The sequence below is a fragment of the Streptomyces sp. NPDC024017 genome, assembly GCF_040638895.1.
Taxonomy (GTDB): domain Bacteria; phylum Actinomycetota; class Actinomycetes; order Streptomycetales; family Streptomycetaceae; genus Streptomyces.
On sequence record NZ_JBEZYZ010000007.1, the window covers coordinates 190,695 to 211,763 of the forward strand.

Consider the following 21,069-nt stretch of genomic DNA (forward strand, 5'->3'; position numbering starts at 1 on the left):
TCCGTCTTTCCGGGATCAGACCGCAGGAGCCGGGTACGTCGGGTACTCCACGCCGGAGACGTGCTGCACGACGCGGATGACCTGGCACGAGTAGCCGAACTCGTTGTCGTACCACAGGTAGAGGATCGCGTTGTCGCCGTCGACCTTGGTGGCACCGGCGTCGACGATCGAAGCGTGGCGCGAGCCGATGAAGTCGCTGGAGACCGCGTCGGGAGCCGTGGTGAAGTCGATCTGGCGCTTGAGCGGCGAGGTGAGGGAGACGTCGCGGAGGTGGTCGAGGACCTCCTCGCGGGTGGTCTCGCGGCCGAGCCGCAGGCTGAGGATCGCGATCGAGACGTCCGGGACGGGGACGCGGATCGAGCTGCCGGTGATCGGCGCCTTGAGGTCGGGCAGCGCCTTGGCGACGGCGGAGGCGGCACCGGTCTCGGTGATGACCATGTTGAGCGGCGCGGACCGGCCGCGGCGGTCGGCCTTGTGGTAGTTGTCCAGCAGGTTCTGGTCGTTGGTGAACGAGTGAACCGTCTCCACGTGGCCCCGCAGGACCCCGAACTCGTCGTCCATCGCCTTCAACGGCGGCACGATCGCGTTCGTGGTGCAGGACGCGCAGGACAGGATCTGCTCGTCCGGCTTGATGGTGTCGTGGTTGACGCCGTGGACGATGTTGGGGACGTCGCCCTTGCCGGGCGCGGTCAGCACGACCTTGTCGACACCGGGGCGCAGGTGCTCGGACAGGCCCGCGCGGTCGCGCCACTTGCCGGTGTTGTCGATGAGGATGGCGTCCTTGATGCCGTACGCCGTGTAGTCGATCTCGGACGGGTCGTTCGCGTAGATCACCTTGATCGCGTTGCCGTTGGCGACGATCGTGCTGTTCGCCTCGTCGACGGTGATCGTGCCCTGGAACTGGCCGTGGATCGAGTCGCGGCGCAGCAGCGAGGCCCGCTTTACGATGTCCTGCTCACCCCCGCCGCGCACGACGATGGCCCGCAGCCGCAGACCGTTGCCGGAGCCGGACTTCTCGATGAGCAGCCGGGCGACGAGCCGGCCGATGCGGCCGAAGCCGTAGAGGACGACGTCCCGGCCCTCACGGCGCTCGATCTTGTTGGTGCCCGTGGCACCGGCGACGGCCTCGGCGGTGAACTCCGCGACCGACAGACCGCGGTCGTCCTCGCGGTACGTCGCGGCGAGCATGCCGATGTCGATCTGGGACGGGCCGAGGTCGAGCTCGGCGAGGGTCTGCAGGAACGGCAGCGTCTCGGTGACCGAGAGCTCCGCACCGGCGATCTGCCGGGCGAACCGGTGGGTCTTCAGGATGCTGACCACCGACTTGTTCACCAGGGAGCGGCTGTGCAGCAGGACCGTCACGTCCCGCTCCCGGTGCAGCTTCCCGATGATCGGGATCATCGACTCCGCGATCTCCTCGCGGTTCTTCCAGTTGGTGAACGAGTCGTCGTTGACAGTCACGAATCCATCTTTCGAGCTAGGCGGCGCTCATATGTTAAACCGTCGATTTCCCGATCATGAAGGGGGTGCCTCCGATGCGTTCAGCGGCCTCTCCGCGCGCCACCGAGGGCGGGCCCTGAGACGATCGAAAGCGGATCTTCCGTGCGAAAGGGGTGCTCATGGACTACGACTCCGTGGCCGACGAGCTGTACGCCCTGCGCCCGGAGGAGTTCACCGCCGCCCGCGCCTCCGCCGTGGCCTCCGCCCGCACCGCCGGTGACCGGGAACTCGCCGAGCGGATCCGTACGTTGCGCAAGCCCAGCCTCGCCGCGTGGGTCAGCAACCTGCTGGTCCGCAGCAGTCCCGGGGAGGTCGAGCCCCTGCTGCGCCTGGGGGAGGGGCTGCGGCAGGCTCACCAGGACCTGGACGGCACACAGCTGCGCGAACTGAGCCGTCGGCAGCACGCGCTCATCCGTGCCCTGTCCCTGCAGGCCCGGCAGCTCGCCAGGGAGGCCGGGCATCCGATCGGCGAGAGCGTGCAGCGCGAGGTCGAGAACACCCTGCACGCCGTCCTGGCCGACCCCGAGGCCGCCCGGGCCTGGGCGGGCGGCCGCCTGGCCAAGCCGCTGAGCGCGGCCGTCGGCTTCCCCGCCGCCGCCGAGGGCGCCCGGGCACAGCGCCCCGCCCCGGCCCCCGCCCCGTCCCGTCCGGGCAAGAAGCCGAGTGAGCAGCAGAAACGCCGGCTGGCCCAGGCCCGAAAGGATGCCGAAGCCGCCGAGCGCGAGCTGCGGAAGCTGCAGGACGAGGCGGCGGCCGCGGGCCAGGAGGCAGCCGAGGCGAAACAGCAGGTGGAGGGGCTACAGCGGCGCGTGGAGGAGCTCACCGGGGAACTGGAGCGCGCCAGGAACGAACACCAGCAGGCCCGCTTCGCCGATCGGACGGCCCGGGAGCGGGCGCGCACGGCCGACCGCCGGGTCCGCGAGGCCGGCCGCAAGGCCGCGACGGCCGCCGCCCAGCTCGAACGCCTGACCTCGCCGGACGTGTGATCGGCGGACCGGCCCGGCGCTGCGCGGCGCCCGGTGCCCGTCGAGAGGCGATCATGGCGACTGTGATCGAGCTCACATCGCCCAAGTGCGCCGCCCCACAAGGCCTCACCGGTACGACACCAAAATTGAACTGTTCGTTTTCTTGAACCGTTCGTGTTTGTGTGGCTAGGTTGGCCGCATGACCGCATCCGGGAACCCGACCACCGCCGAGGAGCTGCGCGGTGCCGGCCTGAGGGTGACGGCCGCCCGCGTCGCGCTGCTCGAGGCCGTACGGGACGGTGACCACCTCGGTGCCGAGGCGATCGCCTCCGAGGTGCGCGGCCGCGTGGGCCACATCTCCGTCCAAGCCGTCTACGAGGGGCTGCACGCACTCACCGCGGCGGGACTCATACGTCGCCTCGACCCACCCGGCAGCCCGGCCCTCTACGAGGGACGGGTCGGCGACAACCACCACCACCTCGTGTGCCGGTCGTGCGGAGCCGTCGCCGACGTCGACTGCGCGGTCGGCCACGCCCCCTGCCTGACCGCGTCCGACGACCGCGGCTTCGCCGTCGACGAGGCCGAGGTCATCTACTGGGGCCTGTGCCCCGCCTGCTCCACCGCCCGCAGTTCCTGAGCACCTGATCCACCCGAGCGTTCCCGAGCACGTGATCCACCCGAGCACCGTGATCCACCCCGTCCGGAAGGATTTCCATGACTGAGAACCACGACGCGATCGTCACCGACCCGAAGGCGGAGGAGGCGGGAGGCGGCTGCCCCGTGGCGCACGGCCGCGCCCTGCACCCGACCCAGGGCGGCGGCAACCGCCAGTGGTGGCCCGAGCGGCTCAACCTGAAGATCCTCGCCAAGAACCCCGAGGTGGCCAACCCCCTCGGTGAGGACTTCGACTACGCCGAGGCCTTCCAGGCCCTCGACCTCGCCGCCGTGAAACGCGACGTCGCCGAGGTCCTCACCACCTCGCAGGACTGGTGGCCGGCCGACTTCGGCAACTACGGCCCGCTGATGATCCGTATGGCCTGGCACAGCGCGGGCACCTACCGCATCAGCGACGGCCGCGGCGGCGCCGGCGCCGGCCAGCAGCGCTTCGCCCCCCTCAACAGCTGGCCGGACAACGGCAACCTCGACAAGGCCCGCCGCCTGCTGTGGCCCGTGAAGAAGAAGTACGGCCAGTCCATCTCCTGGGCCGACCTCATGATCCTCACCGGCAACGTCGCGCTGGAGCAGATGGGCTTCGAGACCTTCGGCTTCGCCGGCGGCCGCGAGGACGTCTGGGAGCCCGAGGAGGACGTGTACTGGGGCCCCGAGACCACCTGGCTCGACGACAAGCGCTACACGGGCGACCGTGAGCTGGAGAACCCGCTCGGCGCCGTCCAGATGGGCCTCATCTACGTCAACCCCGAGGGCCCGAACGGCAACCCGGACCCGCTCGCCGCGGCCCGCGACATCCGTGAGACGTTCCGCCGCATGGCGATGAACGACGAGGAGACCGTCGCCCTGATCGCCGGCGGCCACACCTTCGGCAAGACCCATGGCGCGGGCCCGGCCGACAACGTCGGCGCCGACCCCGAGGCCGCCTCCATGGAGGAGCAGGGCCTGGGCTGGCGCAGCACCTACGGCACGGGCAAGGGCGGCGACGCCATCACCTCCGGCCTGGAGGTCACCTGGACCAGCACGCCGACCCAGTGGAGCAACGGGTTCTTCAAGAACCTCTTCGAGTTCGAGTACGAGCTCGAGCAGAGCCCGGCCGGCGCCAACCAGTGGGTCGCGAAGGGCGCCCCGGAGATCGTCCCGGACGCGCACGACTCCTCGAAGAAGCACCGCCCGAAGATGCTCACCACCGACCTGGCGCTGCGCTTCGACCCGATCTACGAGCCCATCTCCCGCCGGTTCTACGAGAACCCGCAGGAGTTCGCGGACGCCTTCGCCCGCGCCTGGTTCAAGCTGACCCACCGTGACATGGGCCCGAAGTCGCTGTACCTCGGCCCCGAGGTCCCGGCGGAGACCCTGGTGTGGCAGGACCCGCTGCCGGAGGCCGAGGGCGAGGCCATCGACGCCGGCGACATCGAGACCCTCAAGACCAAGCTCCTGGAGTCGGGTCTGTCCGTCTCGCAGCTGGTGTCCACCGCATGGGCCTCGGCGTCCACCTTCCGCGGCAGTGACAAGCGCGGCGGCGCCAACGGCGCCCGTATCCGCCTCGAGCCGCAGCGCGGCTGGGAGGTCAACGAGCCCGACGAGCTGGCGCAGGTCCTGCGGGTCCTGGAAGGCATCCAGCAGGAGTTCAACTCCGGCGCCAAGAAGGTCTCCCTGGCCGACCTGATCGTCCTCGGCGGCACCGCCGCCGTCGAGAAGGCCGCGAAGGAAGCCGGCTTCCAGGTGCAGGTTCCCTTCGCCGCGGGCCGCGTGGACGCGACGCAGGAGCACACCGACGCCGAGTCGTTCGAGGCGCTCGAGCCGACCGCCGACGGGTTCCGGAACTACCACGGCAAGGGCAACCGCCTGCCGGCCGAGTTCCTGCTCCTGGACCGCGCGAACCTGCTCACCCTGAGCGCCCCCGAGATGACCGTCCTGGTCGGCGGCCTGCGGGTGCTGGGCGCCAACTACCAGCAGTCCCAGCTCGGCGCCCTCACCAAGACGCCCGGCTCGCTGACCAACGACTTCTTCGTCAACCTGCTCGACCTGGGCATCGAGTGGAAGTCGACGTCCGAGGACCAGACCACGTTCGAGGGCCGCGACGCCGCCACGGGCGAGGTCAAGTGGGCCGGCTCCCGTGCCGACCTGGTGTTCGGCTCGAACTCCGAGCTGCGCGCTCTCGCCGAGGTCTACGCGAGCGACGACGCGAAGGAGAAGTTCGTGAACGACTTCGTCGCGGCGTGGGTCAAGGTCATGAACCTGGACCGGTTCGACCTGGTCTGATCACCCCCGCATGACAGGACGCCCGGGCCGACAAGGCCCGGGCGTCCTGCTGGTTGCCTGAGGGATCGTCAAGGAGCGTTCAAGGTAAGAACATCACTTACCCAACTCTCACCATGAAACGGCAAGGAACGCGGCTGGGCGCACATTCGGGCATACGTTCTGGCCGTGAACTCACATGCCACCGCCCACAGAGGCACCGGCCCTGAACCGCACCCCTTCGCCGGTCCACGGCCGACCACCGGCGGCACCGTCCGCCGCACCCTTCTGCGCACCGCGCTGACCGGGGCAGCAGCCCTGGGCGCGGGCCTCGGCGCCACGCGCCCGGCCACCGCCGCCCCCACCGCCCCCAGCCCCGCAGCGCCGCGACCCGGCACGCCGGACGAGGCCCTGAGGGAGCTGGCAGCGGGCAACCGCCGCTGGCGCACCTTCCGGGAGCGTCACCCGCACGAAAACCCCGCGACACGGCGGGAGTTGGCCACGAGTCAGCATCCCTTCGCGGTCGTGCTCGGCTGCATCGACTCGCGCGTTCCGCCGGAACTGGTCTTCGACCAGGGCCTGGGGGACCTGATGACCGTGCGCACCGCCGGCGAGGTCCTGGACGAGGCCGTGCTCGGCAGCGTCGCATACGGCGTCCTGGAACTCGGCATACCGCTGGTCGTCGTCCTCGGCCACCAGTCGTGCGGCGCGGTGCGTGCCGCCGTGGCGGCGGAGCAGTCCGGGGAGCGCCTGCCCGCCCACATGCAGTACCTCGTCGACCAGATAGGCCCGGCCATAGACCACGGCCAGGAAGGGGACGCCCGGATCGACGCGACCGTGAGCGCCAACGTCCGGCTCGTACGCTCCCGGCTGGCCGCGGAACCCGATCTCGCCGCCAGGATCGGCACCGGCAAGCTGGCGATCGTCGGCGCCCGCTACGAGCTGACGACCCAGGCCGTCCACCGCCTCGCCTGAGAGCTGCCCCGGTCCGCTGCACGCGGCAGCGGACCGGGCCGCTCCGTCAGACCCGCAGCGGGTTGTACCGCGCCGCCGCCATCAGGTACCAGGCGGTCGCCCCCGTGTGCCGGTACGGGTAGTAGCCGAAGCCGAACCCCGTATCCAGCGGACTGCTCGCGGACACCACCCCGCAGCGCTCGGGCAGCGCCTTCCCGCCGACGGTCTGACCGTCGCCCAGCAGGTCCTGTGCCTTCTCGGTGGACGCGATCAGACGCCGGGCGCGCGCCTCGTCGCCTCGCGCCCCCCGGTCGCGCAGGGCGAGCGCGAGGTGAGCCGTCCCCTCGAACCACACGCCGTTGCGGTCGGGCTTGGGCTGGCCGACCGCGATCGGGGCGTCCTCGTTCGCGAGGAGGCTCGCCGAACTGAAGGTGACACCCTCGTACGACTGTCCTTCGGGCACGGTGCTGTTGACGCGGCCGGAGTGGTCCAGGACGCCCAGCTCGGCCGCGGCCCAGTCCAGTGAACGGGAGTAGCGGCGGGAGCCGAGTGCGAGGTGCGTCCAGGTCTGGGTGTCCTCCGGTACGGGGGACTTGTTGACCGTCACACCGTCGTTCGTGCCGGTGTAGAAGAAGCCCCCGGACGGCTCCCACATCCGCTTCACGAACGCCTCGGCCCGGGCCTGCCGTTCCCACCACACCCGGTCGCCGGTGAGCAGGGCGAGCCGGCCGAAGAGGCAGACCAGATCGGTGTTGTGCTCGGTCGAGGTGAACGGCAGCTTCTGATTCGCCCCGTCGACCCCGAACTTGTAGCCGCCGAGGGGCTCGTCGGTCCGGCCGGTCCGCTCGATCCACTCGCCGATCCGCACGGCACCCTCGAGGAAGCGGCGCGCCCGGGTGCGGCGGGCCAGGGCGCTCAGCGCGATACCCGCCCAGGCCATGTCTCCCACGGCCGTGCCGGTGAAGCCGAACTGCGTCCCGACGTTGGCGGTGCCGTCCGCCCGTACGAAGCCGTCGGGCTGGAGCGGGCCGTCGTAGAAGGTGTACGGCCCGACGTTGTAGGCCTGCCGGAGCCTGCCGTCGTCGTACACCGGGTCGTGGCCCTGAGCGTGGAGCAGCGCGTCGCCCAGCGCCTTGGCCCTGGTCAGCCCGGCCGGGGTGCGGGCCGCGAGATGGGCCAGGATCGCGAGGGCGTTGTCGTAGGTGAACGCGGTGCTGAACAGGCCGGCCTGGTCGGTGTAGCTCTGCGCCAGACGGATGCCGCCGTGGTCCGGATAGGCGTCCATGGCGGCGGCGAGAAAGGCGAGTCCCCGGGCCGGGGCCGATGCGGGGCGCGCACCGGCGGAACCGGCCGCGAAGGCCTGCCCGGACCCGGCGGCGGTGAGACCCGCGGCACTGATGCCGAGTCCGGCACCGATGAGCGAACGCCGGCTGAGCGCCGGGCCTTGTCTGCCAGTCATGGATCTCCCTTGAGAGCGCTCTCACTCAGTGCGCGCTCATTGTGCTGGCGCTCCGGGGCCGGGTCAACGCTCTGTTCGGAAGGGAGAGTTGTGCACGAAGGCGGACGGGGAGTGGATCACTCGCAGACGATCTCGTCCCGCGGCGTGTAGTGCGTGCGGTACGGCTCCCGCTTCACTTCCCGGCCGTCGTTGTAGAAGACCCGCTCCACGGTGACGTCGAACCCTTCGAGCGGTGTCTGCGGCACGCACTCCTTGTCGTCGCTCACCTTCTTCTCCGGCTTCTTCACCTCGGTACGCGGGCCCGTGACCGACTTGATCTCGTCGTACTTGCGGGTGCCGAGGAAGGAGACGGTGACGGAGGTGTCCGTGGACTCGGCCTGGATGTAGACGGCCTTGCCGGAGTCGTTGGTGAACCGCAGGTCCAGGCTGCCCCAGGCGACCGTCGCCTCGCGGCCCTCCGGGTAGCGCTCGATGTAGAACGAGTGCGCTCCGTGCTCCACGGGCTTGACCCCGGCGAAGAACAGCGCGTTGTACACGGTCGTCGCCACGGACGAGACGCCACCGCCGGCGGCCTTCGTGAACTTGTCGTCGAGGATGATGATGCCGTCCATGAAGCCGTTGGCCTCGGTGCGCTCACCGACGGTCCGGTTGAAGCTCCAGGTCTCGTCCGGCATGACGACGGAGCCGTTGATGAGTTCCACCGCCCGGCCGATGTTCTTCGTGCGGTACTCGGCCGGTTCGAAGTTGACGGTGAAGGAGGACATCTTCTCCGTCAGCCCCAGCTCCGCGGCGTTCTCGCGGGTCACCTCCGGCCGGGTCTCCCGGACCTCCACCTCGCCGCTGCGGGCGGCGCCCGACTCGGTGAGCAGTGGCAGCACGGCCTTGCCCAGCGCCTTGTCGGTGACCGACCGGCCGATCGTGGCGTCCTCGGCCACCACGGCCTTCTCGCCCTCCGGCCGCAGCTTCGCGTTCTCGGCGGTCGTGGTGATGTCGTCCAGCGGCCCGGCCACGGCGGGCTCGGTGCGCAGGCCCTTCGCGTCGAGCTCCGGTCTCAGTGCGCCGCTGCCGTCCGGCCGCATGGTCAGATGCTCGCCCAGCGCGTCCTGGCCGACCGTGAACCGCTTGCCGGCCACGGTGAGCGTGACGGGGCCCGACATGGCCGGCTCCGCGAAGGTGCGCACCGCCCGCTGCACCTCGTCGGCCGTGACCTTCGGTCGCGTGTCGCGGGTGGGCAGGGGAGTGGCCGTGCCGGTGTCACCCCGCAGGAAGGAGTCGCGCAGGGGCCGGACCGCGGCGTTCACGTCCAGTGCGTGTCCCGTCCGCGGTACGACGGCCTTCACTCGCCCGTCGTCGAAGGCGACACCGCCGTCCCTGACCTTCTGGTCGAGCCCCTTCGCCAGTTGCCCGAGGGCCGCCCGGGCCTTGCCCTCGTCGAGGTCGACGACGGGTTCGATGTCGCCGCCCGAGCGGAAGAGCCCGCCGAACACGCTGAGCGGATCGGCGCCGGTGCGCGCCGCCCGGTCGACGGTCTCCTGGACGTCGTAGGAGAGACCCGCGCGTTCCGGATCGACCCTGCCCGTGCGGTCACCGACCTTCACGGGAAGCTCCCGGGCGCCTGCCGCGCCGAGCTCCCGTTCCAGCTTCCGCACCGCCTCCGTGCGGCTCAGCCCTCCGATCTCCACCCCGCGCACGGTCGTGCCGGAGTCGATCTGGCCGCCCGTGAGGAGCAGCCCGGCGAGATACAGGCCGCCGACCCCCACGGCCAGCGCGCCGCCGGCCAGGACGACGGGCGGGAGGGAGGTGACGCGTGGGACGGAGGCTATACGGGGGCGCATGGGTCTCCTGAAGATCGACTACGAGGGTGCACCCGATGACGCGACGATGCGCGGGCAAACGCATCAAGCTATCCATACATCGGGGGCGAAACGGTATGGCCCAGACCACTTATGTCAGAGATCATTCCGGAATCGGCCTGACCGGCCCGGCCGCCGGACAGGGCCACAGAGTGGTAACGACGAACAACGAACGGGCGGTTGACACGGTCTAGGCCACCATGAAGATCTCTTTCCTGATTCACAACGCCTACGGAATCGGAGGCACGATCACCACCACGTACAACCTGGCCGGTGCCCTGGCCGAGCGGCACGAGGTGGAGATCGTCTCCGCTTTACGCCACCGGGAGCACCCCAATCTCGTCCTGGATCCACGCGTGCGGCTGCGGGCGCTGGTGGACCTGCGCAAGGAGGCGGACCATCCGCTGCACCAGAGACCGGCGAGGGTGTTCCCGCCCGCCGAGTACCGCCACCACCAGTACAGCGAGCTGACCGACCAGCGCATCGGCGAGTGCCTCGCAGCGCTCGACGCCGACGTCGTCATCGGCACCCGCCCGGGCCTCAACGTGCACATCGCCCGCCAGGCCCCGCAGCGCGTCCTGCGCCTCGGCCAGGAGCACCTCACGCTCGACAACCACTCGCCGCGGCTGCGCACCGCCCTGCGCCGCGCCTATCGCCACCTCGACGTGATCACCACCGTCACGGAAGCGGACGCCGCCGCCTACCGGCGCAAGATGTGGCTGCCCGGCGTCCATGTGGAGGCCCTCCCGAACAGCGTCCCCGACCCTGCCCTGCCTCCCGCCGACAGCACCGCCAAGGTGGTGATCGCCGCGGGCCGCCTGGTTCCGGTCAAGCGCTACGACCTCCTCATCGAGGCGTTCGCGCAGGTCGCCGCCGCGCACCCGGACTGGCAGCTGCGCATCTACGGCAAGGGTGAGGAGCAGCCCAGGCTGCGGGAGCTCATCGAGCGGCTCGGGCTGTGGAACAACGTGTTCCTGATGGGGGCCGCCACCCCCATGGAGGCCGAATGGGCCAAGGGGTCGATCGGAGCTGCCGCGTCCAACTTCGAGCCGTTCGGCATGACCATCGTCGAGGCGATGCGCTGCGGGCTGCCCGTCGTCAGCACCGACTGCCCCTACGGCCCCGGCGAGATCATCCAGGACGGAACCGACGGCCGGCTCGTGCCGGTCGGGGACCGCGACGCGCTCGCCGCGGCCCTGCTGGAACTCGTCGGCGACGACGAGCGCCGCCGCCGCATGAGCCGGGCCGCCCTGGACAACGCGCGCCGCTTCGCCCCGGGCCCCGTCGTCGCCCAGGCCGAACGCCTCCTGGAGACCGCGGCCGCTGCCAGAACCGCCGGCCGGAAGGCCACCGCACAGGACCACCGCACCCGAAGCGCCCTGGCCGGCCGGGGCCACGCCGCCCGCGACGCCGCCCACGCGGCTGCTTCCGGCGTGCTGCGCTCGATACGGAAGGGACGCCGATGAGCACACCGGAAGGCAAGAAGACGAGCATGCATGAGGGCACGATGCGGGGCACGCCGGGCCCGGGCACGATGCCGGGCACGCCGAGCCAGGGCGCCACGACGAGCACGCCGGAGGGTGCGGCCATGAGCCCGCAGCGCGACACCCGCCTGCGCGCCGCCTGCGCGATCGACACGGACGGCCGGATCACCTTCCGCCTGCCGGCGCCCCCCGGCGCCCACCCCCAGCTGCTCTTGCGGCTGCGGCCCAAGAAGGGCCGGCCCGAGACGACCCGCCACGTCCTCGACCTGGAGCCCGAGCGGGCCGACGGCCACCGGCACGCGGTGCTGGAACCGCACCCGGTCCTCGACGAGGGTCGCTGGGACGTGTACCTGCTGCCGGAACCCGGAGCCGAACGCCGGCGGCTGCGACCCGGCCCGAGGGACCTGCGCACCCTCGTCGACGGCCACCTGCGCGACCGTCCCTCGCCGGTCACGGTCCGCATCCCCTACGCCACCAAGGACGGCTTCCTCGCCCTCAGGGCATGGCGGCGCACCGCCCACGCGGAGGCCCGCACCATCGACGTCACGGACCGGGCCGTGACGGTCACGGCCCGCCTGCACGGTGCCGAGCTCCACGAGGACACCACCGTGCGTCTGCGCCTGCGGGGCACCGACACCGTACGGAGCCTCCGCCCCCGGATCGACGACGACGGCAGGGGCTTCTCCTTCACCGCCGGCCCCGGGGAACTGACGGACGGCGGTGGGGGAGCGGCACGGATCTGGGACGTCTTCGTCCGGCCCACCGCCGAGGCGCCGCCGATCAGGGTCGGCCGGCTGCTCGACGACGTGGCGGACCGCAAGCACGTGTACGTGTACCCGGCGATCGAGGCGGACGGAACGACTCTCCGCCCTTACTACACCGTCGACAACGACCTCGCGATCGAGGTGACGTAAGACCCATTCGCCGAAATGCCCGAAATGAAAATCCCTGGAGTTTCGGATGCCGTTTCGGTGATGCGCCGCGGCAGCCATGTGTGGATTCTGTGCAAAGCGGCGGCAAATGCGGTCCGGGGCTCGTTCTCAACAGCCGCAAATCGGGAGGGGACTTGCGGCTATAACCAAACTCAAGTACCTAGATGAACCATGAACCTGTTCAACCGTGTTGTGCCGTCCCGCCGGCAGGCACCGCTCCCCCCACAGCGCCCCGCCGGCGCACCGGCATCCTCCACTGCCGTGCTGTCGGCTCCCAACTTGGCGAATCTCTCCGGTGAATGGGTCGTCGACCCCGCGCACAGCAGGATCGGCTTCTCCGTCCGGCATGCCATGGTGACCACCGTGCGCGGTTGTTTCCTCGAGTACGAAAGTCGGCTCTACTTCGACGCGCACGACCCCGCACGGTCACGGGCCGACATCACCCTGTTCACCGCCAGCGTCGACACCGGAGTGGAACAACGCGACGCGCACCTGGTCGGCCGTGACTTCCTCGACGCCGCGACCTATCCGCGTATGCGCTTCACCAGCACGGCGGTGGAGCAGACGGGCGCCGACCTGTTCCGCATGTCGGGCGAACTGACCATCAAAGGCGTCTCCCGCCCCGTGGTACTCGACATGACCTACATCGGAAATGTCACCGACCCCTTCGGTTATGACCGGGTCGGCTTCGACGGCACCACCACCATCAATCGCTCGGACTGGGGCCTGACGTACAACAGCAGGCTGGCCGAGGGCGGCGCGATGGTGAGCGAGAAGGTGCGTCTCCAGCTGGACATCGCCGCCATCCGCACGCCACCGTCGGGCGGCTGACCGCCCCGGGGCGCTTCACGACACGGCGTCGTCCCCGGCCACGACCCGGAACGTGGCCGGGCCGAGCGTGAGCACCCCGTCGCTCAGCGGCGTGCACCGCACGCCGCCCCGGCCGCGCAGCGCGCGCTGTGCGCCGGGGCCGATGGTCACGTCCATCCAGGCGCAGGGCCGGGCGGGACGCTTCACGGCGAACACCACCGGCCCGGTGCCGCAGTCCAGCGAGATCGTCGCACCGACGCAGGAGTCGATGTCGACGCCCCTGAGCAGGATGTTCCGCCGGGTGTGCCGCAGGTCGGCGCCCGCCGGGAGGCTCTCCGAGGCCATGATGGTCACCGCCGCGTTCCGGTGGGCGGGCCGGGCGTAGTAGCGGTCCCCGACCAGCCCCAGCTCGCGGCGTACCTCTACGCGGGTGACACGCTCGTCGGACGGACCGGCGGACGGTCCGTCGGACGGCCGTCCGGCCAGCCGGTGCGCGGGCGACACCAGCAGCTGCAGCACCTCCACCTCGGGCATGAGGCCCACCCTACGTCCGGGTGACCGGCGTCGACCGGCCCGGAGCCCCAGCCCGTCACTCCTCCTGCCGCCGCCCGAGCCCGCCGTCCTCCACCCGCGCCCGGCCGTCCGCCGCCTCGCCCGCGGTGAGATGCTCCAGGACCTCGACCAGTTCCTGGCAGGCGCGCTCCACGGAACGCCGTGTGTAGATCTGCTCGGTGATCACCGCGGACAGGATCAGGGCGGTGAGCGCCATCGCCCCGTTGAAGGCCTGCAGCTTCATCATCACCTCGACCCGGCTGAGCCGTTCGAACGGCCCGACCCGGTCGGTCGCCGCCACCGTGGTCATGACCGAGGCGAACAGCGCGCACAACAGGCTGCCGGCCAGCTGGAACCGCAGAGCCGCCCAGATCAGCAGGGGGTAGACGAGGAACAGCAGACTGACCGAGCTCTGCGCGGCCAGCGGCACGAGACAGCAGGCGATGACCGCCAGCCCCATGGCCTCCTTCCAGCGCGACAGAGGCAGCGGCAGGCGCAGGCGGGACAGCAGGAGCAGCACCGGGGTGACGATCAGCACGCCCATCGCGTCACCCACCCACCAGGCCAGCCACACCGCCCAGAAGCCCGGCCATTCGAGCCTGCCCGTGGCGATGAGGATGCCGGCCCCGATGGTCGAGCTGATCAGCATGGCCGTGAACGCGCCCAGGAACACCAGGGCGAGACCGTCCCGCAGCCGCGCGAGATCGGTGCGGAAGCCGACCCGCCGCAGCAGCAGGTACCCGGCGACGGGGGCGGCCGTGTTGCCCGCCAGGACGCAGAGCGCCGAGGGCGTCAGGGAGGTGAGGGACAGGATGACGAAGAGGGCGCCCAGGACGATCCCGGGCCAGCAGCGCAGTCCGAGGAGCAGCAGGCAGGTGACCGAGACGCCGGTGGGAGGCCAGATGGGGGTGACGACCGCGCCCTCGACGACCAGTTCCCGCAACAGCCCCAGCTGCGCCGACGCGTAGTAGCAGGCGGCGACGGCCAGCGTCTGCAGAGCGACGACGGCCGGCGTACGCAGATCCTGGCTACCCACCACAGCAGCCATGAGACACCGATGCCGCCGCCTCGGCGAGACGAAAGCGGGCGTCGTGCGGCCCTATGGCTGAGCGTCCGGCCCGTCGAGGCCGACCACCAGGACGGCGGCGTCGTCGTCGTGCCCCACGCGCTCGGCACCCTTGATCACTGCTGCCGCGAGCGCGTCCACGTCCATGCCCGCCACCGCCGCGATGCCCGCGAGCCGCGTCACCTGGTCGAGGCCTTCCTCCAGCCGCATCGACGGCCCCTCCACGACACCGTCCGTGAGCAGCACGAACACGCCGCCCGTCGTCAGCTCGTACCGGGTCACCGGATACGGCGTCCCCGACTGCACTCCGAGGGGCGGCCCGCCCTCGTCCTCGGTGACACCGGACTTCCCGTCGGCGGTGGCCCAGACGCAGGGCAGATGCCCGGCCCGCGCGCTCTCCAGCACGCCGGCGCACGGGTCGAGCCGCATGAACGTGCAGGTGGCGAACAGGTCGGAGCCCAGGGACAGCAGCAGATCGTTGGTCCGGGCCAGCACCTCGCCCGGCTCGCTGGTGACCGAGGCCAGCGCCCGCAGCCCGGCCCGCACCTGCCCCATGAAGGCCGCGGCCTCGATGTTGTGGCCCTGTACGTCACCGATGGACAGACCGATCCGGCCGTCGCCCAGCGTGAAGGCGTCGTACCAGTCGCCGCCCACGTTGAGGCCCTGGCAGGCGGGCGTGTACCGCACCGCCAGGTGCAGCCGACGCGCCAGGGGCAGGTCCCGCGGCAGCATGCCGCGCTGCAGCGCAATCGCCAGCTCGACCCGGGACCGCTGCATCTCGGCCTGCGCACGCGCCTGAGCCGTCAGGGCCCCGAGCCTGGTCAGCAGCTCGTCGCCGTCGTCCGTCGTGCCGGTGCGGGACATCTATCACTCCGGCGAGGGTGGCCACGGTAGGTGACGATCCTCGAAGGCAAATCACCCAATTTATGTCCATAGGATGATACTCAGGCGAACGCCTCCGCGACGACTTCACGCTCCCCGGCAGCCCCTCACCGCCCTCCCCGCGCCTCCTCGGACGCGGTACGCCGCCCCACCGCCGCGAGCACGAACGTCACGCTGATGAGCAACGCCCAGGCCCCGAACTTCTCGACACCCACCGGCTCCCAACCGTGCTCCTGATACGGGTAGCGCCACGCGCCGACCAAGGTCGCCAGGTTCTCCGCCACCCACAGGAAGAACCCGATCAGCACGAACGACAGCGCCAGCGGCATCCGCCTGCGCGCCCCCCGCACCGTGAACCGCACCGACGTCCCCAGCGTGACGGCGACGAGCAGCCCGGCCAGCACCCACCGCGCGTCGGGCAGCCAGTGGTGGCTGAAGAAGTTGACGTATATGGCGGCGGCGACCAAGGCCGTCGCGCGCGGCCGATAGCGCACCAGCCCCAGATCGAACAGGTGCCAGGCCCGGCAGACGTAGCTGCCCACGGCCGCGTACAGGAACCCGCCGTACAACGGGACACCCGCGAACTTCAGTACGGCCGGCTCCGGGTAGCTCCAGGAGCCGAGGGCCACCTTCACCAGCTCGAAGGCCAGGCCGATGACATGGCAGACCGCAATGACGGCGACGTCCCGCCCGTTCTCCCAGCCGCGCGCCCAGAACACCAGCGTGAGCAGCACACCGTAGACGACCAGCAAGTCGTACCGCGCCACGGGTAGTTCGGGCAGCAGCGCGGACACGGCCACGCCGGACAGCAGGGCGATGGCGAACGCGCAGGCCCGCGTCTGTGTCCAGGCGAACGCGAGCAGCTGGCGAACCGGTGTGGCCAGGGGGCCGGTGATGCTGGCAGGGATCATGATGCCCTGTAGGACGACCCCGTCCGCTCAACGGTTGCAGCGAAACTCCCTGCTCGGAGCCCCGCCGCCCGTGCCGCCCCGCGCCTGGGCCACGGCCTCCCGCAACAAACCCGACAGCCGCTGATCGGCGTCCGGGGCGCCGCACAGCACGCCGAGCGCCTGCTCGAGGTGCCGGCGCCCCGGCCCGCGCCACCACAGCAGATCGGCGATCAGGCTCGCCGGACCACCCGCGGGCGCGTGGGCGAGATTCTCCGCCTTGCGCCGGCACGCACGGCCGTGCCGCGCCAGACGCCGTGACGCGGGACGCACCCGGCGCGCCGCGTCCACGACCGTGCCGACGAGCAGCGGTGCGTAGCCACGGCCCGCGGGGCGGGCGTCGGCGAGATCGGCGGCCAGCGGCCACAAGGCGTGCCGGGTGTCGTCACCGACACTGTCGTTGACCACCCGGGCCAGGGCCGCGAGTGCCGGATGTGTCCCGGCCGGGCTGTCGGTCAAACGGCCGGAGGCCAGCAGGGCGGCGGCCTCCATCAGGCAGGCACCGTCCTCCGGGTGCAGGTGGGCGAAACGCCCGGGCACCGGAAGGCTGTCCGGGACCCCGGCAGGGGACTCCACGGACGCCCGACGGGCAGGAAGAGCGGTCATGGACGGCCTCCGGCTGTGATCACAGACCGGTGACGGCGTGCAGGAGGAGATAGAGCGCCGCGGCCGGAATCCCCGCGCCGGGAAACGTGAGGACCCAGGCGGTTCCGATCGAACGAGCCACCTGCCAGCGTACGTCGGAGAAGCGCCGGGTGGCACCGGCACCCAGAATGGCCGCCGTGATCGTCTGCGTGGTGGAGATCGGCGCCTTCACCAGGAACGCGGTCGTGTAGAGGACGGCCGCGGCAGCGGTCTCGGCGGCGAACCCGCGCGGCGGATCGAGGTGCACGATGCGCCGCCCCAAGGTGGTGATGATGCGCCGCCCGCCGCTGTACGTGCCGGCGGCCATGGCGGCCGCCACGGCCGCGATCACCCACACCGGCACGGAGAAGTCGTCCTGCCAGCCGGCCGTGACCAGCGCCAGCACGATGACCCCCATGGTCTTCTGCGCGTCCTGCAACCCGTGCCCCAGTCCCATGGCGGCGGCGGAGAAGGTCTGCGCCAAACGGAACCGCCGCATGACGCGCCGGGGCGTCGAACGCCGGAACACCCACAGGATGCTCGTGTGCAACAGGTACCCGAGGGCCACGCCGACCAGCGGGGACAGCAGCATCGGCAGGACGACCTTGTCCAGGATGCCCGACCAGTGCACCGTGGCGGACGCGGCGAGTGCGGCCCCGACCAGCCCGCCGATCAGGGCGTGCGAGGACGAGGTGGGCAGCCCCCGCCACCAGGTGAAGACGTTCCACCCGATGGCGCCGAGGAGCGCGCACAGGACGAGCAACAGCCCTGAGGTCGCCTCGGGCGCCCCGATGATGCCGCTGCCGACGGTCTGCGCGACCTCGGTTCCCAGGAAAGCGCCGAAGAAGTTCATCACCGCGGCCATGGCCAGTGCTACGCGCGGCGTCAGGGCCCGGGTCGAGATGGAGGTGGCGATCGCGTTCGCGGCGTCGTGGAAGCCGTTGGTGAAGTCGAACGTCAGACCCACGATGATGATCAGCACCACGAGAGTGAGCTCCATGCCCGATCACCTTTCGACGCCCAGCCACACGGTTCCATCGTGCGCTCCCCAGGCGGAGCGGGCTCTGCGACTACGCCACGTGGCGCGGGCCGCTCGAAGGAACTCTGCGACGCGTATCGGCCGTTTTACGGTGTCCTGATGCGATCTGTTCCTACATGGGCGTTGGTGTCATCGGGGTGCGCGCCGGTCTTCCTGATCATGGGCTGGCTGGTGGCGGCGTCGCTCCAGGGAGCCTCCTACGACCCCGCCGCCCAGACCATCAGCGTCCTGGCGGCTCCCGGAAACTCGGGGGCCTGGGTGATGACAGCGGCGTTCATCGCGCTGGGGTTCTGTCATCTGCTGACGGCCTGGGGCCTGCGCCCGGCCGCGACCGCAGGACGGATGGCGCTGGCGGCCGGAGGTGTATCGGCGCTGGCGGTGGCCGTGGTCCCGACGCCGAGCAGCGGCGGCTCGTTGAGCCACGGTTCGGTGACCGCCGTGGCCTTCGCCGTCCTGGCGGCGTGGCCCGTCCTGGCCGCCCGGGCCGGTGCCGCCGTGCCGTGGGCCCTGCGCCCCTTCCCCTCCTTGGGGGCGACGGCGGTCATGGCGGTCGGTGCGGCCTGGTTCCTGATCGAGCTGCATCTCCACAGCGTGGCCGGCGTGGCCGAACGCGCCGTGACGACCCTTCAGTCGGTCTGGCCCTTCGTGGTCGTCCTCTCCTGCCTGCGCGCATCCCTGCGCGACGGGTGCGGAAGCTGACCGAGCGGCCCCAAGCATTGACAGGTACGGACCAAAGGTGAACTCTGAGAGCGCTCTCAGAATGTCGTATCGGCCAACTGTCGAACGGAGGCAGAGCGTGTTGCGAACTCTCAGGCGCCGGGCCACGGCCGCGGCGCTGTCCCTCGCCACGGTCCTCGCCGGCTCACTGCTGGCGACCGGAACGGGTGCGCCGGCCCATGCCGCCGTCCCGGCGACCATCCCTCTGAAGATCACCAACAACTCGGCCCGCGGTGAGCAGCTGTACATCTACAACCTCGGCACGGAACTCTCGACCGGACGGCAGGGCTGGGCCGACGCGGGCGGCACGTTCCACCCCTGGCCGGCGGGCGGCAACCCGCCGACGCCCGCACCCGACGCCTCGATCCCGGGTCCGGCGGCAGGGCAGTCGACCACGATCCGCATGCCGAAGTTCTCCGGCCGCGTGTACTTCTCCTACGGCCAGAAACTGGTCTTCAAGCTGACCACCGGAGGCCTGGTCCAGCCCGCCGTGCAGAACCCGACCGACCCCAACCGGAACATCCTGTTCAACTGGTCGGAGTACACACTCAACGACTCTGGCCTGTGGATCAACAGCACACAGGTCGACATGTTCTCCGCTCCCTACGCGGTGGGAGTGCAGCGGGCCGACGGCAGTACCGCGAGCACCGGCCGGCTCAAGCCCGGCGGATACAACGGCTTCTTCAGCGCCCTCAGGGGGCAGCCCGGAGGCTGGGCCAACCTGATCCAGACCCGCCCCGACGGCACCGTACTGCGCGCCCTGTCGCCGCTGTACGGCCTGGAGACCGGCGCTCTGCCGGCCACCGTCATGGACGACTACATCAACCGCGTCTGGCAGAAGTACTCCACCTCGACCCTGACGGTCACCCCCTTCGCCGACCAGCCCGGCACCAAGTACTTCGGCCGGGTCTCCGGTGGCGTCATGAACTTCACCAACAGCGCCGGAGCCGTCGTCACCAGCTTCCAGAAGCCGGACGCCTCCTCCGTCTTCGGCTGCCACAGGAGGCTCGACGCCCCCAACGACCAGGTGCGCGGCCCGATCTCGCGCACCCTGTGCGCCGGCTTCAACCGCTCCACCCTGCTGGTCAATCCCAACCAGCCCGACGCCGGCGCAGCCGACTTCTACAAGGACAACGTCACCAATCACTACGCGCGCAAGATCCATGCCCAGATGGCGGACGGAAAGGCGTACGCCTTCGCCTTCGACGACGTGGGCCACCACGAATCACTCGTACACGACGGCAACCCGCGTCAGGCCTACCTCACGCTCGAACCCCTCAACTGACACGTCTCCCCGCGCCGCCGGCTCCGCGAACTGATCGTGGTGCCGGCGGCTTTTCCGTATTCACCTGCCGGACCGCGCCCACAACGAGCTGCGGACCGCAAAGTTGGCTTTTCATCAGTTTTGAAATCAATTACAACTTTGCCATCTCTTGGTGTAGCTCGGCTGTCGATTACGTGAGCCTCATTGGCACCACGCGATGACCGCAAGTCCTCCCGGAACAGGGGCACTTGTGGTCACTTCCCCCCCACGCAATGGTGAGAGGCACCAACGATGACGACGAACCACACCCTGCGGTACGGCAGCCGCGCGCTCGCGTTGACGGCGACCGCACTCGGGGTGATCGCGACGGCTGTGCCGGCCGCGGCCGAGGAACAGCCCACCGCGGAGCAGATCATGGCCGACTGCGCTTCCGGAGAAGGCAAGTGCAGCTTCAATTCCCCGCAGCTCGGCGAGGCTTACCTCGGTGAGCCCCGCCAGGTCTCCGAGCTTCTGTTCAACTGCACCGACTCGCCCGCCTCCCAGTCGATGTCATGGGCCGACACCGTCGGCTCCTCCCATTCGGTGGGAGGCTCGGTCACCGTGGGCGGCGGTATCGAGGGCATCATCACGGCCAGCGTGACCGCGACCTACAACTACACCTGGCAGAGCTCGCACACGGAGACGAGTTCCTTCACCGTGACCGTGAAGCCGGGAGAAGTGGGATGGATCTCCCGCGCCCAGGTGATGCGGCAGATATCCGGCACGTGGCAGACCCACTACGACGACCCCAAGTGGGGCCACTACTACTGGTTCGTGCCCGACACGGTCACCGGACCGGCGCCGAACGGCACGGACGGCAAGCACAGCGCGGTCGTGGTCAAGTCCCGCAAGATGACGGCCGACGAGAAGAAGCTCTGCGACGGCGGCTCCACCCGGAACAAGGTCTTCACCCGCGGCGGCTGATCCGGTCCGCCTTCGCAGCAGACGGCCCTCACGAGCGCCCTACTCACGCACGGCAGCACACTGCCGACGACCTGCCGATGTCGATCGGCCCCGGCCGGCGCTTCTTGCCCGGCGGGGCCGATCACCGGAACCGGACGATGCGCGAAAG

Annotated in this window: 19 protein-coding genes; 10 read left to right on the plus strand and 9 right to left on the minus strand. The window is 70.5% G+C overall.

Annotation, left to right across the window (positions count from 1 at the left end; all coding sequences use genetic code 11):
- Positions 1-15 precede the first annotated feature (15 nt).
- Positions 16-1,461 (minus strand): glyceraldehyde-3-phosphate dehydrogenase, encoded by a 1,446-nt coding sequence (locus AB0G20_RS20435; RefSeq protein WP_361304318.1) that lies wholly within the window; start codon positions 1,459-1,461, stop codon positions 16-18.
- A 158-nt stretch (positions 1,462-1,619) separates the two neighbouring features.
- Here AB0G20_RS20435 and AB0G20_RS20440 point away from each other — a divergent pair, with 158 nt between their 5' ends.
- The 4 genes from AB0G20_RS20440 (at position 1,620) to AB0G20_RS20455 (ending at position 6,350) form a co-directional block, all read left to right on the plus strand.
- The gene (locus AB0G20_RS20440; protein WP_361304321.1) at positions 1,620-2,486 is read left to right on the plus strand and encodes a hypothetical protein; all 867 of its coding nucleotides are present in this window, start codon (positions 1,620-1,622) and stop codon (positions 2,484-2,486) included.
- Positions 2,487-2,664: 178 nt separating this feature from the next.
- Positions 2,665-3,102 (plus strand): Fur family transcriptional regulator, encoded by a 438-nt coding sequence (locus AB0G20_RS20445; protein WP_033308886.1) that lies wholly within the window; start codon positions 2,665-2,667, stop codon positions 3,100-3,102.
- Positions 3,103-3,179: 77 nt separating this feature from the next.
- On the plus strand, positions 3,180-5,399 hold the full coding sequence (katG, locus tag AB0G20_RS20450; RefSeq protein ID WP_361304325.1) for a catalase/peroxidase HPI: 2,220 nt from the start codon (positions 3,180-3,182) through the stop codon (positions 5,397-5,399).
- A gap of 165 nt (positions 5,400-5,564) precedes the next feature.
- Positions 5,565-6,350, plus strand: coding sequence for a carbonic anhydrase (locus tag AB0G20_RS20455; protein WP_361304328.1), 786 nt, complete (start codon positions 5,565-5,567; stop codon positions 6,348-6,350).
- A gap of 46 nt (positions 6,351-6,396) precedes the next feature.
- Here AB0G20_RS20455 and AB0G20_RS20460 read toward each other — a convergent pair whose 3' ends face one another.
- Together AB0G20_RS20460 and AB0G20_RS20465 are read right to left on the minus strand one after the other, a co-directional pair.
- The gene (locus tag AB0G20_RS20460) at positions 6,397-7,788 is read right to left on the minus strand and encodes a Tat pathway signal sequence domain protein (protein WP_361304331.1); all 1,392 of its coding nucleotides are present in this window, start codon (positions 7,786-7,788) and stop codon (positions 6,397-6,399) included.
- Positions 7,789-7,904: 116 nt separating this feature from the next.
- Positions 7,905-9,623: a VanW family protein gene (locus AB0G20_RS20465; RefSeq protein WP_361304334.1), complete on the minus strand. Its 1,719-nt coding sequence runs from the start codon at positions 9,621-9,623 to the stop codon at positions 7,905-7,907.
- Between the two features lie 218 nt (positions 9,624-9,841).
- Between AB0G20_RS20465 and AB0G20_RS20470 the strand changes: the two genes are divergently transcribed.
- The 3 genes from AB0G20_RS20470 to AB0G20_RS20480 all read left to right on the plus strand — a co-directional run bounded on the left by AB0G20_RS20470 (position 9,842) and on the right by AB0G20_RS20480 (position 12,888).
- Positions 9,842-11,107 carry a glycosyltransferase family 4 protein gene (locus tag AB0G20_RS20470; protein ID WP_361304337.1) on the plus strand — a complete coding sequence of 422 codons (1,266 nt, stop codon included), beginning with the start codon at positions 9,842-9,844 and terminating at the stop codon, positions 11,105-11,107.
- A 122-nt stretch (positions 11,108-11,229) separates the two neighbouring features.
- Entirely contained in the window at positions 11,230-12,039 is an 810-nt protein-coding gene (locus tag AB0G20_RS20475) for a transferase (RefSeq protein WP_361305036.1), read from the plus strand.
- Between the two features lie 189 nt (positions 12,040-12,228).
- Positions 12,229-12,888: a YceI family protein gene (locus AB0G20_RS20480; protein ID WP_361304340.1), complete on the plus strand. Its 660-nt coding sequence runs from the start codon at positions 12,229-12,231 to the stop codon at positions 12,886-12,888.
- A gap of 15 nt (positions 12,889-12,903) precedes the next feature.
- On the opposite strand, the gene AB0G20_RS20485 is transcribed toward AB0G20_RS20480, so the two are convergent.
- From AB0G20_RS20485 to AB0G20_RS20510, 6 genes are all read right to left on the minus strand, one after another.
- Positions 12,904-13,401 carry a molybdenum cofactor biosysynthesis protein gene (locus tag AB0G20_RS20485; protein WP_361304343.1) on the minus strand — a complete coding sequence of 166 codons (498 nt, stop codon included), beginning with the start codon at positions 13,399-13,401 and terminating at the stop codon, positions 12,904-12,906.
- A gap of 55 nt (positions 13,402-13,456) precedes the next feature.
- A complete protein-coding gene (locus AB0G20_RS20490) occupies positions 13,457-14,467 on the minus strand; it encodes an MASE1 domain-containing protein (protein WP_361304346.1) in 1,011 nt (336 codons plus the stop codon).
- Positions 14,468-14,518: 51 nt separating this feature from the next.
- Positions 14,519-15,349, minus strand: coding sequence for a PP2C family protein-serine/threonine phosphatase (locus tag AB0G20_RS20495; protein ID WP_361304349.1), 831 nt, complete (start codon positions 15,347-15,349; stop codon positions 14,519-14,521).
- A 125-nt stretch (positions 15,350-15,474) separates the two neighbouring features.
- Positions 15,475-16,278: a DUF817 domain-containing protein gene (locus tag AB0G20_RS20500; RefSeq protein WP_361304352.1), complete on the minus strand. Its 804-nt coding sequence runs from the start codon at positions 16,276-16,278 to the stop codon at positions 15,475-15,477.
- A gap of 27 nt (positions 16,279-16,305) precedes the next feature.
- Positions 16,306-16,920 (minus strand): hypothetical protein, encoded by a 615-nt coding sequence (locus AB0G20_RS20505; RefSeq protein ID WP_361304355.1) that lies wholly within the window; start codon positions 16,918-16,920, stop codon positions 16,306-16,308.
- Between the two features lie 19 nt (positions 16,921-16,939).
- The gene (locus AB0G20_RS20510; RefSeq protein ID WP_361304358.1) at positions 16,940-17,938 is read right to left on the minus strand and encodes an inorganic phosphate transporter; all 999 of its coding nucleotides are present in this window, start codon (positions 17,936-17,938) and stop codon (positions 16,940-16,942) included.
- 138 nt (positions 17,939-18,076) lie between these two features.
- Between AB0G20_RS20510 and AB0G20_RS20515 the strand changes: the two genes are divergently transcribed.
- The 3 genes from AB0G20_RS20515 to AB0G20_RS20525 all read left to right on the plus strand — a co-directional run bounded on the left by AB0G20_RS20515 (position 18,077) and on the right by AB0G20_RS20525 (position 20,921).
- A complete protein-coding gene (locus AB0G20_RS20515; RefSeq protein ID WP_361304361.1) occupies positions 18,077-18,676 on the plus strand; it encodes a DUF998 domain-containing protein in 600 nt (199 codons plus the stop codon).
- 97 nt (positions 18,677-18,773) lie between these two features.
- Positions 18,774-19,979 (plus strand): glycoside hydrolase family 64 protein, encoded by a 1,206-nt coding sequence (locus tag AB0G20_RS20520; RefSeq protein ID WP_361304364.1) that lies wholly within the window; start codon positions 18,774-18,776, stop codon positions 19,977-19,979.
- Positions 19,980-20,249: 270 nt separating this feature from the next.
- Positions 20,250-20,921, plus strand: coding sequence for a hypothetical protein (locus AB0G20_RS20525; RefSeq protein ID WP_361304367.1), 672 nt, complete (start codon positions 20,250-20,252; stop codon positions 20,919-20,921).
- Positions 20,922-21,069: the final 148 nt, after the last annotated feature.

Bases quoted from the DNA above. Each gene is read 5' to 3' on its own strand.
- AB0G20_RS20440 (WP_361304321.1), top strand. From the start codon at position 1,620: ATGGACTACGACTCCGTGGCCGACGAGCTGTACGCCCTGCGCCCGGAG.
- AB0G20_RS20445 (WP_033308886.1), top strand. From the start codon at position 2,665: ATGACCGCATCCGGGAACCCGACCACCGCCGAGGAGCTGCGCGGTGCC.
- katG (WP_361304325.1), top strand. From the start codon at position 3,180: ATGACTGAGAACCACGACGCGATCGTCACCGACCCGAAGGCGGAGGAG.
- AB0G20_RS20460 (WP_361304331.1), bottom strand. From the start codon at position 7,788: ATGACTGGCAGACAAGGCCCGGCGCTCAGCCGGCGTTCGCTCATCGGT.
- AB0G20_RS20465 (WP_361304334.1), bottom strand. From the start codon at position 9,623: ATGCGCCCCCGTATAGCCTCCGTCCCACGCGTCACCTCCCTCCCGCCC.
- AB0G20_RS20470 (WP_361304337.1), top strand. From the start codon at position 9,842: ATGAAGATCTCTTTCCTGATTCACAACGCCTACGGAATCGGAGGCACG.
- AB0G20_RS20475 (WP_361305036.1), top strand. From the start codon at position 11,230: ATGAGCCCGCAGCGCGACACCCGCCTGCGCGCCGCCTGCGCGATCGAC.
- AB0G20_RS20480 (WP_361304340.1), top strand. From the start codon at position 12,229: ATGAACCTGTTCAACCGTGTTGTGCCGTCCCGCCGGCAGGCACCGCTC.
- AB0G20_RS20485 (WP_361304343.1), bottom strand. From the start codon at position 13,401: ATGCCCGAGGTGGAGGTGCTGCAGCTGCTGGTGTCGCCCGCGCACCGG.
- AB0G20_RS20490 (WP_361304346.1), bottom strand. From the start codon at position 14,467: ATGGCTGCTGTGGTGGGTAGCCAGGATCTGCGTACGCCGGCCGTCGTC.
- AB0G20_RS20495 (WP_361304349.1), bottom strand. From the start codon at position 15,349: ATGTCCCGCACCGGCACGACGGACGACGGCGACGAGCTGCTGACCAGG.
- AB0G20_RS20500 (WP_361304352.1), bottom strand. From the start codon at position 16,278: ATGATCCCTGCCAGCATCACCGGCCCCCTGGCCACACCGGTTCGCCAG.
- AB0G20_RS20505 (WP_361304355.1), bottom strand. From the start codon at position 16,920: ATGACCGCTCTTCCTGCCCGTCGGGCGTCCGTGGAGTCCCCTGCCGGG.
- AB0G20_RS20510 (WP_361304358.1), bottom strand. From the start codon at position 17,938: ATGGAGCTCACTCTCGTGGTGCTGATCATCATCGTGGGTCTGACGTTC.
- AB0G20_RS20515 (WP_361304361.1), top strand. From the start codon at position 18,077: ATGCGATCTGTTCCTACATGGGCGTTGGTGTCATCGGGGTGCGCGCCG.
- AB0G20_RS20525 (WP_361304367.1), top strand. From the start codon at position 20,250: ATGACGACGAACCACACCCTGCGGTACGGCAGCCGCGCGCTCGCGTTG.